This is a genomic window from Nostoc edaphicum CCNP1411 (genome assembly GCF_014023275.1).
GTDB classification, from domain to species: Bacteria; Cyanobacteriota; Cyanobacteriia; order Cyanobacteriales; family Nostocaceae; genus Nostoc; species Nostoc edaphicum_A.
The window spans coordinates 3,006,698-3,019,490 of the sequence record NZ_CP054698.1; the positions used below are offsets into that span (position 1 = coordinate 3,006,698).

The following is a 12,793-nucleotide window of genomic DNA, read 5'->3' on the forward strand; positions in this document are numbered from 1 at the left end:
TCAGGGTTCGATTCTACTTTACATATCTGCACTAAGCTTATATCCCGGAATTATTTTGATGCTGAAGGGTTTACACAGATTCTAGTCCTCTAAAGTATTCTCGACCTTCTGCATCTTCTGCTTCTTCTGTAAGTTTTAAGTAAACAATAACTCTACATCCAGGATCACCCTGTGCTATGGTTTCTTGCAATTCTACTTTCGCATATCCTAGATTATTAGCTGCAATCGTCCCAAAGACGTTTGAAGTCATCATACACATGGCAGGGCGATTAAGTACTTTTTCGCCAAATGGGCAGACGCGGTTGCCAAAGACGATTTTTTCATCATCCTGCTCAATCACATAAAAATCGCCCTGAATTCGTTTTTTTAAATCAATCAAGACATCAGCTACCTGTTTACGAGAAAGGTTGGAGACTTCCAAGGCAGATTTATAATCTTGGTTAATCTGCCTTCCCATCCTTTCACCAACTACGCTAATAAATCCAGAAGCTTCTTCTAAGCCAACTACATCCTGTAAAGTGCCAGATAATTCTCTGATTAATGTACGTAAAAATATATCGCGTTCTAAAGAGAGATTAAGCGTAGCTATTGAGTGATTAAGTGCATTGTTCATAAATTTTCAGGACACAATCTGGGAACTACAGTTCTAGGGTTCCCCAAAATATATCCAAAGTAACTCTTAATCTCTTTCCTCAGAGAATTTAATGCTTGCTTTTGTTTCTAATCAATATTTATGTAATGCTCATCACAAATTCTGAATTTTGTGGTTCTGACAGTTTATGTAGATGAACGTAACTTACTATGATTATTGAATGGGAAGCTTAATGATAAACTCTGAACCTTCTCCTAAGACTGAATTTACTTCTAAAGTTCCTCCATGTTTTTCGACAACAATTTGACGGGCAATTGATAATCCTAATCCTGTGCCTTGACCCACAGGCTTGGTGGTGAATAAATAGTCAAAGATTTTTTGCTGGACATCAGTTGACATTCCCATGCCATTATCCTTAATCCGAATCAAGATATGATTTTTATCTTCAGTAAGAGTAGTCTGAATCAAAACTTTATTGGGATTTGCTTCAATTTCAATATAGGTGCGTCCGACATTAGACTCCTCTAAAGCATCAATAGCATTAGCTAGTAAATTCATAAATACCTGATTTAGTTGTCCAATAAAGCATTCTAATTCTGGCAAACTATCGTAATCTTTAATTACTTGAATATCAGGACGATTCTCAGATGCTTTTAAGCGGTGTTTGAGAATCATGATGGTACTGTCGATGCCATCATGAATATTGCAATAAATTTTGCGATCGCTATCTGCTCGAGAAAAGGTTCTCAAACTGGTACTAATGTTGCGAATGCGCTGAACTCCCTCTTTCATTGAAGAAATTAAATTAGGTAGATCGGCAAGCATATACTTCAAATCTATAGCTGCAATTTCCTCTTGAATTTCTGGAACCGGATTAGGATAATGCTGCTGATAGAGGTTAATAATATTAATCATGTCTTGGAAATATACTGAAGCGTGTCCGAGATTTCCATGAATAAAACCAACTGGATTATTAATTTCATGAGCAACTCCTGCTACTAATTGACCAAGAGCAGACATTTTTTCTGTCTGTACAAGCTGAAGTTGAGATTCTTGTAGGTCTTTTAATGCTTTAGATAACGCGGCTGTTCTTTCTGCAACTCGCTTTTCTAAAGTTTTTGTGAGATTTCGTAATTGAAGATGGGTTTTAATTCTAGCTAATAATTCTTCTTCATGAAAAGGTTTTGTGATGTAATCAACTGCTCCTATACTTAGACCCTTTACCTTACTATCAGTATCAGAATTAGCTGTCATAAAAATTATAGGAATATCACAAGTAGCTGAATTTTCTTTTAGAAGTTTACAGGTTTCAAAGCCATCTATTCCCGGCATCATTACATCTAATAAAATCAAGTCAGGTAGTCTATACTCAACCTGTTGAATTGCTCTTTTCCCATCATTTTCTGTAATGACTTTAAATCCTACATTCATTAATATATCAAAGACAATTTCTAAATTAGTAGTAGTATCATCTACTACTAAAATTAAACTATCTTCTGGGGCATAAAGCATCTTTATATCTTGCTCGTAATTCATGTATTTAAATTAATTTAACTCCTTGTTACTTATTCACTATTGCCCTGCGATCGCAGCTAAGTCATCTCCATTTTTTTTACAGACTGACTGACAATTTTCTCGTCTGACAATCCTATAGTTCCCAAAAAGTCTGATAACAGCAACATTCTTACACCAAATTGCCCACAGCTTTTAGCTGGTGCGATCGCTACAGCATGGACATCAACCATGAATCTTCATTTTCGCCGAAGTTGAAGATCCTCTTTCATGAAGGTGATCGGTCTGAAATTAGTGATTATTACCCTTGTCTTTTTATAAGAGTAGAACGAGTAGAACTCTATCAGAAAATATTGTTGAGGGCTTAAGTTAATTTTTTCAGTTCGTCAACAGCATTTCTCATGAATAGACACGACATGAATAGACACAAAGATAGCTATTTTTATTAAAAAATAGAATTCCAGATAATTACGGTTATTTTTTAATAAAAAACATTGAACAATAGCTAAATAACTTTTGAAATATTCATATAGATTTACACGTTACTCATAGTGGCGTAAGTATCATTTACAAATTTTATTAAAGTCGTATTGCTGTGAATTTTTCAAAAAGTTTTTTCAAAGACTCTTAATAAATTTATTGAGATATTGTCTTTCTTCTAATGCAATTCATTTTTTCTCAGTACTTAAAACTAATACACTTTTTATGAACCAATTACTTTACCCTGGTCTATACTGTCCATTTCCATCCCAGATTAATAAGCATGTTGATGTTCTAGAAGAGTATGCTCTTGAATGGGTAACTCGCTTTAACCTCTTGGCTAATGAATCATCTTATAGGCGTTTTTGCAAATCAAAGTTTTTCTTCCTAGCAGCAAGTGCTTATCCTAACTGCCAGCTTGAAGAATTGAAAATTGCAAATGATTGGTTAAGCTGGGTGTTTATTTGGGATGACCAATGTGATTTATCAAATTTAGGAAGAGAACCTAATGTTCTCAAAGATTTTCATAGAAGATTTTTGGAAGTATTGAATGGCGCAGAACTTACGAGTAAGGATATACCACTTGCTTATGCCTTAAATGATTTACGAAAACGGATACTTCAAAGAAGCAGTCAAGAATGGTTTCATTACTTTGTTGCTCGCTATGAAGGCTACTTCGATGGATGTGTCCAAGAAGCAATTAACCGAGCACAAGAAATTACACCCGATATTGAGAGTTATATGCTTATACGTAGGTTAAGTTTAGGGGGGTATCTTTGCCTTGCATTGATGGAATTTTGTAATCATTTAACAATTCCTGATTTTCTTCGGAATCATGAGGTGATGAAAGAGTTAAAAGTGATGACAATTAACATTCTTGCCTGGTGTAATGATATTTTCTCTGTACATAGAGAAATGTCAAGTGGCGATGTTCATAATTTAGTATTACTAATTCATTATCAACAAAATCTTTCTTTAGAAACATCAATTATTGCAGCTAGCAAAATACACGATCAAGAATTATGCCACTTAAAAGAGTTTGAATTATCTATTCCATCTTTTGGAGAACAATTAGATACTGAACTTGCCAATTACATATCAGGAATACATAGCTGGATATCTGCTAACCTGACTTGGTATTATCACTCTGGTCGCTACCAAACTATAGAAAGATTGGAGTTAACTCAATAAAATTTCACTCTATTTTGAGAACAAATAAAAATACCTAAGAGGTACACTAGTGCCTTGAAAGTTGATCACAGATGAACCCCATCTTATTCTGTTAAAGGTTTATCCCTGCTAATACAATTTTAGATTTTGGTTTGGACTTAAAATTCACATGCAACTACCTAATCCTCTCAAAACTCCTTCTTTACTACAAAAGCTTCATTGGGTTGCTGACCCTGTGGGCTACATGGAAAATGCAACTCAAAAATATCCGGATATTTTTACTGGTAGGACAATTGGCTTTGGGGACACTATAGTATTTGTGAATCATCCTCAGGCAATCCAAGAAATTTTAACGAATGATAGAAAGAAATTTGTAGCTGCTGGTGAACTCAACAGAATTACTGAAGCCTTTGTGGGAGAAAATTCAATCCTCATGCTTGATGGCAGTCCTCACAAATGGCTACGACAATTGATGACGCCTTGTTTTCATGGACAGCGAATGCAAGTCTACGGCCAACTAATCTGTAATCTGAGCGATAGAGTTTTTAGTCAGTTACCACTTGATCAGCCCTTTTTGGCTCGTAATGTCGCACAGAACATATCCTTGGAACTCATCTTACAGATTGTATTAGGCTTGTATGAAGGAGAAAGATTTGAGAAACTTAAGCATCTACTGCCATTGATGTTAGATTTGTTTCGCTCACCTGTCACTTCCAGTTTTTTCTTTTTCCGATTCTTGCAACAGGATTTAGGAGCTTGGAGTCCTTGGGGAAAGTTTCTGCGCGATCGGGAGACAATCTATCAATTGCTCTATGCCGAAATTGCCGAACGCCGACAAAAACCTAATTCAGAACGCGTCGATATCCTCTCCTTACTGATGTCAGCTCAAGATGAAACTGGTCAATTAATGACAGATCATCAATTGCGCGATCAGTTGATGAGCCTAATAATTGCAGGATATGAAACTACTGCAACAGCAATAGCTTGGGGATTCTATTGGATTTACCATAAGCCGCTAGTCCGTGAAAAACTTTTCAAGGAACTGGATACCCTTGGTGATTTCCCAGATCCTATGAGCATTTATCGGCTACCATATCTCACTGCTGTCTGTAATGAAACCTTGCGAATTCATCCTGTTTTGATGATTTTATTCCCTAGAGTGGTACGAGAATCAGTTGAACTTTTGGGACATCCTTTAGAGACTGGAACAGTATTGCTTCCCAGTGTTTATCTTACTCATCAACGCGAAGATTTATATCCTCAACCTAAGGAGTTTCGACCAGAGCGCTTTATAGAACGCCAATTTTCTCCCTATGAATTTCTGCCTTTTGGTGGTGGTGTCCGTCGTTGTATGGGTGAGGCTTTAGCCTTATTTCAAATGAAACTAGTATTAGCCACCATCCTGTCACGTTATCAGTTCGCATTAGTTAATGAGCAACCTGAGCGACTTCAGCGCCGAGGTTTTACCCTAGCACCTGCTAGTGGAATCAAGATGATAGTTACAGGACGACGTGAGCCTTTAGAGTCTTTAGTGAAGATGAAAACTGCATCCGTATCCTAGTAGCTTGTCAGAGTTGTTTTGATGAGTCTTAGAAATCACCTAGTTTGTCACAAAAACTGGGTTTTTAGAATTTTAGACTGGGTCGAGTGGAGCAAAACTCGACAAACTTACAAATGTTTGGTTTCATTTTACTTAACCCAACTTTGTATTTTAAAAGAAGTGTTACTATAGCAATCCGTGCAAGAGTTACGAACAAAAAGATCCCCGACTGTTTCAAGAAGTCGGGGATCTGAGCATCTCAGTAGAGAGCAAATAAAATAAAATAAAATTGCCATAGTCTAGATATCTGACTGTTGCATCGGTATCTCAATAGTAAACTCAGTCCCCTTTCCTAATGTGGAATCACAGGTTAAACTACCCTTGTGTTTGTCCACAATAATCTGATAGCTAATCGACAACCCCAACCCCGTACCACTTCCTACCGACTTAGTGGTAAAAAATGGGTCAAAGATTTTCTGCTGCACTGCTTTTGTCATACCAGAACCGTTATCGGCAATCTTAATTATCGCCGTATTATAATCTGTTAGTTCAGTAAAGATGTGAATTTGTCCTACTCTATGAGAAGCCGCTGACGCGTCTATTTGTTTTGTTGTTTGTTCTTTGTCATTTACCAATGATGGATGATCAATGAAAAATGCCTCTTGTAAAGCATCGATTGCATTACTCAAGATATTCATAAACACCTGATTGAGTTGACCAGGGTAACAAATAACTTCCGGTAATTTTCCGTATTCTTTGATGACTTCAATTTCAGTAAAATTGCTCTTTTCTTTAAATCGGTGTTGTAAAATCATTAAGCTGTTGTCTATTCCCTCATGAACATCCACAGGCTTCATCTCAGATTCATCTAGGCGAGAAAAGTTGCGTAAGCCTAAAACAATATTCCGGATACGCGAACTCCCCACTTTCATTGAATCTAGAATCTTTGGCAAGTCTTCTGATAGAAAATCTATATCAATCTCCTCAGCTTTTTCCTCAATTAAAGGCGAAGGACGGGGATATTCCTGCTGATAAGCAACTACCAAATCCAGCAAATCTTGGACATACTCACTAGCATGAGTAATATTGCCATTAATAAAGTTAATAGGGTTATTGATTTCATGGGCAATTCCTGCCACCATTTGTCCTAAAGAAGACATTTTTTCACTTTGAATCAATTGGATTTGGGTACGTTGCAATTCTTGTAGAGTTTGTTGCAAACAGTGATTTTTGTCGTTGAGTTCCTGCGTTCTTTCCTGGACTTTTTCCTCTAGGGTATGGTTGTATTCCTCCAAGCTTTCTTTAGCTTGTGCCAAATTTCTGTAGAGGATAGCATTCTCTAGGGATATTGCTGCTTGAGTAGTAAGGAGTTTAAGGATTTCTATGCGATCGCGTGTAAATGCTCCTGTCGTTAAATGATTTTCTAGGTAAATAATTCCAATCAATTTACCTTGATTTAGAAGAGGTATAGACAACAAACTCTTAGGTTCTTCACTCAGAATGTAGCTATCACCTACTAAAAAGGAAACAGTCATTGCATCATCAATAACCAAAATTTCTCTAGATCGTTTAACGTAGTTAATCAAAGTAATGGGAACATCGTAACTTGACTCCAAAGAAGTTGATGGAAACTCGGTGTGGGTATGATCAAAATTTGAACTTGAACAAACTGCTGTAACAGTTAATGCTAAGTTATCACCTTCACTCAAAATTAAAGCGCATTTAGAAGCTCCTGCATTCTCCATCACAACTTCCATCAAAGTAGAAAGTAGTCGCTCAAGCTCGATTTCGCCAGAGAGTGCTTGAGATGCTTTAATGAATGCGGCTAAATCCAGAGAATCAGAAATACTTGTCTTCGAGCCAATAACAGTTTGTTGATTACTCAGGGTAGATAAAGATGATATAGATGTGTTATGTAAAGAAGTGCTTTCCTCGCTGGAATGGATACTCAGTTTTTCTTGCTGAAACATAGGAGCCAGTAATTGGGAATAGCGTTTTGCCAAATCGTCAACTTTGGCTAACGCTCCCCAGCGAACATAGCTATAGTAAGCATCTATTAGGTAGGTTTGGGCAATCTTATGTTTACCCCATTCTAAATAGAATTTGGCAGTAAGTTCTTGAGCAAGGGCTTCTTCATTAATATACTCATGTTCTTTGGCAAGCAAGATAGCGCGATCGTAGAATTCCATTGCTTCGAGATATTTACTTCCAATCCGATAGCGTTCAGCCTCTACAAGATAATATTTGTGCAAATAATTCATTGGAGCATGATGTGCCCAATGCTCCATTTTTTCTTGATTGGCTTGAACCCGATCGAGAATGGATTTTTGCTCAGAGCCGGATACGTCAGAATACACAGCCAGACCTGCCAAAGAATCATAAAAATGGAAAACTGGAATAACTAGATGTCCTGTTGCTGCATCTAAATATTTTTTCGCCAGTGTGGCATTTTCAACTGCCTGATGGAATTCATGAAATAGATAACAGAGATGAAGTTTGCTGACATACAGATATAGAAGTCCGAGTCCATCTTTAGTTTCCAAGTGAATCGGCAGCATTTTATCTTCGTTATAAACTTCACCAATTAAACAAGACGAATTTTCTGCACGCCCTAGCAAGTTCAATACACTCTGCCGATAAACAGTACCCCATTGAAATACTGTTTCTTGCTTGATTTGTCTAATGGCATTATTGTAATTTGCCATTTCTTGTTCTAGCCCTGACAGTTCTCTACCGATAAAATATGAACAGTAAGAATAAGCGTGTAGAGAATAAGCTGCGTACTCTAAATCTCCTGTTTGAATACCGATAGAGTAAGCTTCCAACAAAGGTTTTAATATTTCCTTGGCTTGCTCCTTCCAAGGTCTAACAAGTGGATGAAAAGATCCAAGTACTTTCGCACTAATTTCTTTAATTTGTAACCTAGACAAAAGATTTACAGCTAGTTTACCAAATTGATAGCCGGACTCAATATCTCCCACTAGCGCACACAGTATTAGTCCATAATTAACATAGACAAAGGCAGACAATGGTGCGTTGCCATATTGTAGGGATAAGTTTATCTGTTTAACAAGAATAAGTGGGAATAGCTCAGGAATAGCTTGATAGGTCAAAGCATGAGTAGTTGATAGAATACTCATAACTGCCAGTATTTTAGCTTCTGTCATTTCTGGCAGATTAATTAAATCTTCAATACGCCTCCCAGCTAGATTTGATGCTATTTCTGCCATTACTAGCTGAACATCAGATTGGCTTGGATGTTTAGGAAACTCCACTCCAAAAAGCTTCAAAAAAGCTAGTGCAGTATTAATTCCTTTGAGTGCTTGGTTTTGCGCTCCATAGACTTTAATTTTTACTTTGTAAACTTTAACTTTATCTATGAGAGTTTTCCCTCGTGCCAACACTATCTCTGCTAACTGCTCGGTTTGCTCAAAGTCGCCGTCCAAGTACGCCGCCTCTGCGGCTGTCTCATACAAAGCTAGGATTAGCTCATATTTCGTCTGCCAACTATCATCTGTCAGCAATTGAATACCAGTAGTTAAATACTTCACAGCAGCAAGATAAGCTGTTGATGCTAAAGCTTTACGTCCAGCAATTAGATTCATCTGGGCCAGTTCATCTCGTTTAGCTTGAGGGGAGATAAATTCCGCTGCGATATTAAATTGATTAACAAGTTCAAAAATCTTTTCTTCCTGTTCTGCAACAGGAATATTGTTGAATAATAGTAGCCCAATTTTTAAGTGAATTGGCTTTTTTTCTTCTTCGGTAATTAAAGAATAAGCAGCTTGCTGCACGCGGTCATGGACAAATTTATATTTAGGTAACTGTAAATTAGAAATTGGAAATTGTGTAGATTCTATTCCATGAACAATAAATTCTTGATTAGTATTATCTTTTGAAAAGATGTTGTAATTTTCAGTCTGTGGTAAAACTAGACCATCAAGTAATGCTTGCCACAAGTCTGATGCAGTATCTACTACAGATTTTTCATGGACAAGCGCTAAAGTTTTTAAGTCAAATTGATTACCAATACAGGCAGCAAGCTTCAGAACTTTTTGGGTATATATGGGCAATTTTTCTATTTGCAGTCCGATAAATTCTACTACATCATCTGTGAGAGCTAATTTTTTAACTTTTGAAATATCATATTGCCAATAACCAACATCAAAGTTTAATACGATTAAGCCATCATCGTTTAAAGATTTGAGAAATTGAACGGAAAAGAAGGGGTTGCCTTTAGTTTTGGCAAAGACCATCTGGGTGAGAGGAACCGCAACTACTTCAGGACAATGTAGGCTATCAGCAATGAGATGATTTAAGTCACCCTGATTTAATGGTGCTAGGGTGATCGTATTAATAATTGCTCCTGATTGTTCAACCTCCTGTAATGTCAAATAGAGTGGATGTGCTTTGGAAACTTCATTATCTCGATAGGAACCAACTAACAAGAATCCACCCTTGTTTTCAAACATCTGTTCTGTATCGTTTGATAGAGAAGACAATGCTCTTTCACACATTAATAACTGAATTAATTTTAAAGAAGCTATATCTGCCCATTGCAAGTCATCAATAAAGAGAACTAAAGGATGTTCTTTCGTTGTGAATATTTGGATGAATTTTTGAAACAATACATTGAACCGATTTTGGGCAGCACTACCAGACAGTTCTGTAACCGGAGGTTGCTTGCCAATAATTTGTTCGAGTTCAGGAATTACATCAATAATCACCTGAGTTTGTGTACCCAATTCCCGCAGAATTTTGGCTTTCCAGCGTTGAATTTGGGCATCAGTTTCCGAGAGCAGTTGCCCGATTAAATCCCGAAAGGCTTGCACCAATCCTGATAAAGGAATATTGCGTTGAAACTGGTCAAATTTTCCTTTGATGAAGTAACTACGCTGCCGCACAATCGGTTTGTGGACTTCATTGACCACAGCCGTTTTGCCAATGCCAGAGAAACCCGCGACTAAGATCATTTCTGTTGCCCCCTCTGTAACGCGCTTAAAAGCAGCAAGTAGGGTTTCAACTTCACTTTGGCGACCATAGAGTTTTTCAGGGATTACGAAACGATCTGAGACGTCTCTCACACCTAGTTCAAAGGGTGCAATATTTCCTGTTTCTTGCCACTGGTTTTGGCACATCTCTAAGTCATGCTTTAACCCCAAGACACTCTGATAGCGGTCTTCGGCATTTTTTGCCATTAGCTTACTGATGATGTCAGACAAAATTGATGGAATATTAGAGTTAATTCGGCTTGCTCTTGGCGGTTGTTTGGCAATGTGAGAGTAAACTAACTCCATCGGATCTTTGCTGGTGAAGGGTAACTGTCCGGTAAGGAGTTGAAAGAAAGTAACACCAAGGGAATAAAAATCAGTGCGGTAGTCGATACCTCGGTTCATCCTTCCAGTTTGTTCTGGGGAAATGTAAGCCAGGGTGCCTTCTAAGATGTTGGGATTCGTAAGAAATTGGATTTCTCTTGGTAGGAGGGTGGCAATACTAAAGTCGATGAGTTTTATTTCATCTGTGGTAGGGTTTATTAGGATATTGGCAGGCTTGATGTCTTTGTGAATGATGCGATCGCGATGCAGTCCTTCAAGGGTAGAAGCAATTTTAATAGCAATATGGAAAAACTCATTGAGGGAAAGCCAGTTTTCCTTCTTCCCCTTGTCCTCCAGTCGCCAGTCTTGGAGGGAAATGCCGCCAAAATCTTCCATTACTAAGACGTAGCTGTTACGGTAGCTTTCTAAGCTATAAGTTTTGACTATGCCAGGAAGCTCAAGGTTTTTGGTGATGATATATTGATTTCGGAACTGGGCGATTTCCGCGAACGTCGGATATTCGTTCCGCATCAATTTGAGAACGACTGGTTTTTTGTCTTTTTCTCTAATGGCCCGATAAACCAGGGTTTTACTACCTGAGTAAATATCCTCGGTAATGCGATAACCAGGAAATGCATATAAAGTATCTAATACTACTAACATTGCAAACTATGCTCATAATTCTTGTTTCTATGGCTTATTATTCCCGTGCTAAGACTGTCCGTATCATTAAATAGGCTTTTTTTTTGTTTAATTTGTCTTAAAAAATATAATTTATAATATAATTTTCGCGAATATCTGAATCTTGAACTATGTAATTATGGAAAGGCTAACTTTGGTATAAAGCTATAAGGTTTATAAGGATATTGCTACCAAATGTATCTGACAAATATTTGCTCTTGTTACTTTTTATCTATGGACTAGCTTGCAAATTTTGATGCAGATTTTGGATGAGCAGACTAAATAACAAAAAAGCCTGCCGTTCTCCTTAGCTTAAGAGGAAACTGTGGCAGGTTTCATGAGTATTGGGCTGATTTTCTAGACTAACAACTGAGTTCAACTCCTTCTCATGTAAAGACGCTATGTGTAGCTGACTTCACCATAGGAGTATGGATAATTTAAAATTCAAAATTCAGAAATTATAGAGGTGCAGATAATCGCTAGTTATTTTTTCCTGTTTTTGAATTTTGTTGTCAACGTTGATTTGTCAACATAAGTGTTTTTGAACTAACTATTTTTACCCGCTTTTAATCGGACACCCGTTATTAGAGACGGTGTATTTTTGGCTGCGATAATAATAAGGAGTACAAATGCTACTTGATTTTTTGTTTAATAAAAGTCACAACCTGAGTTAGCTGTTTCTTCAAACCATCAATTTCTGCTTGCATTTTGACAATTTTCTCGTTCAACGCATTAATTTCTGCGTTGGAGACTCCTCCAGTACTAGGATCTGCGTTGCTTGCCGCCGTAGGCATCGCAGTATTTGCGACACTAGGGGCTACGTTGCTTGCCACCGTAGGCATCGTAGCAGTTGCAACACCAGAAGCTGTAGCCGTGCTATTTTTAACAGCAACTGCTGCTCCTACTGCTACGAGTTCTGGGCGCGGCTGTTTCGCCTTGGTCATAGCTAACTTAATTGCGCTAATTAGTTGCTTCTGATCAAAAGGCTTGCCCAGAAATTCAAAATATTCAAAGGGTTCTGTAATTTTCTCGGTCACCTCTTCCTTGCGACCAGACATAATCACTAAAGGAATTTTCCTTAACTCCGGATCGGCTTGAACTTTCTGGAAAACCTCCCAGCCACTCATTTTAGGCAACAGGAAATCCAGCATAATCAGGCTGAGTTTTTCCTGAAGGATAAAATTTAGTCCTTCCAAACCATCTTTTGCTTCCAGTACCTCAAAATTGCCCGGAGGCAACATTTCTCGTACTTTTACTCTGACAACTGTAGTGTCATCGATAACTAAAATCTTGTTGCTTGCCACGACTGTTTGCTCTAACAGAAACTATAAGTGTAAATAGCGGCCTTGCCGATTGTCCTTGAGAATCCTCCCACTATATACAAAATTTCTAGCAATTGGGGGATAGTATATTTCGGTATAAATGACATTGCTAGATGTGTTTTGCAAAACTTCTATTTTTGTTATGGGCAATTTATGTCATCGTGATATTTAAAGCTTAAAC

Annotated in this window: 7 protein-coding genes; 2 read left to right on the top strand and 5 right to left on the bottom strand. The window is 37.6% G+C overall.

The window, feature by feature from the left end:
* Nucleotides 1–70 precede the first annotated feature (70 nt).
* From HUN01_RS15060 to HUN01_RS15070, 3 genes are all read right to left on the bottom strand, one after another.
* Entirely contained in the window at nt 71–613 is a 543-nt protein-coding gene (locus HUN01_RS15060) for a methanogen output domain 1-containing protein (protein WP_181931947.1), read from the bottom strand.
* 192 nt (nt 614–805) lie between these two features.
* Nucleotides 806–2,128 (bottom strand): sensor histidine kinase, encoded by a 1,323-nt coding sequence (locus HUN01_RS15065; protein ID WP_238846264.1) that lies wholly within the window; start codon nt 2,126–2,128, stop codon nt 806–808.
* Between the two features lie 56 nt (nt 2,129–2,184).
* Nucleotides 2,185–2,337 carry a hypothetical protein gene (locus HUN01_RS15070; protein WP_181931948.1) on the bottom strand — a complete coding sequence of 51 codons (153 nt, stop codon included), beginning with the start codon at nt 2,335–2,337 and terminating at the stop codon, nt 2,185–2,187.
* A 472-nt stretch (nt 2,338–2,809) separates the two neighbouring features.
* On the opposite strand from HUN01_RS15070, the gene HUN01_RS15075 reads away from it, so the two are divergent.
* Both HUN01_RS15075 and HUN01_RS15080 read left to right on the top strand, forming a co-directional pair.
* Nucleotides 2,810–3,775, top strand: a complete 966-nt coding sequence (locus HUN01_RS15075) for a terpene synthase family protein (RefSeq protein WP_181931949.1) — start codon at nt 2,810–2,812, stop codon at nt 3,773–3,775.
* A gap of 148 nt (nt 3,776–3,923) precedes the next feature.
* Nucleotides 3,924–5,315 carry a cytochrome P450 gene (locus HUN01_RS15080; protein WP_181931950.1) on the top strand — a complete coding sequence of 464 codons (1,392 nt, stop codon included), beginning with the start codon at nt 3,924–3,926 and terminating at the stop codon, nt 5,313–5,315.
* A 278-nt stretch (nt 5,316–5,593) separates the two neighbouring features.
* Here HUN01_RS15080 and HUN01_RS15085 read toward each other — a convergent pair whose 3' ends face one another.
* Nucleotides 5,594–11,272: a trifunctional serine/threonine-protein kinase/ATP-binding protein/sensor histidine kinase gene (locus tag HUN01_RS15085; RefSeq protein WP_181931951.1), complete on the bottom strand. Its 5,679-nt coding sequence runs from the start codon at nt 11,270–11,272 to the stop codon at nt 5,594–5,596.
* A gap of 650 nt (nt 11,273–11,922) precedes the next feature.
* Nucleotides 11,923–12,594: a response regulator gene (locus HUN01_RS15090; protein WP_181931952.1), complete on the bottom strand. Its 672-nt coding sequence runs from the start codon at nt 12,592–12,594 to the stop codon at nt 11,923–11,925.
* Nucleotides 12,595–12,793: the final 199 nt, after the last annotated feature.

Excerpts from the sequence above, each read along its gene's own strand:
- HUN01_RS15060 (WP_181931947.1), bottom strand. The coding sequence starts at position 613 with ATGAACAATGCACTTAATCACTCAATAGCTACGCTTAATCTCTCTTTA.
- HUN01_RS15065 (WP_238846264.1), bottom strand. The coding sequence starts at position 2,128 with ATGAATTACGAGCAAGATATAAAGATGCTTTATGCCCCAGAAGATAGT.
- HUN01_RS15070 (WP_181931948.1), bottom strand. The coding sequence starts at position 2,337 with ATGGTTGATGTCCATGCTGTAGCGATCGCACCAGCTAAAAGCTGTGGG.
- HUN01_RS15075 (WP_181931949.1), top strand. The coding sequence starts at position 2,810 with ATGAACCAATTACTTTACCCTGGTCTATACTGTCCATTTCCATCCCAG.
- HUN01_RS15080 (WP_181931950.1), top strand. The coding sequence starts at position 3,924 with ATGCAACTACCTAATCCTCTCAAAACTCCTTCTTTACTACAAAAGCTT.
- HUN01_RS15085 (WP_181931951.1), bottom strand. The coding sequence starts at position 11,272 with ATGTTAGTAGTATTAGATACTTTATATGCATTTCCTGGTTATCGCATT.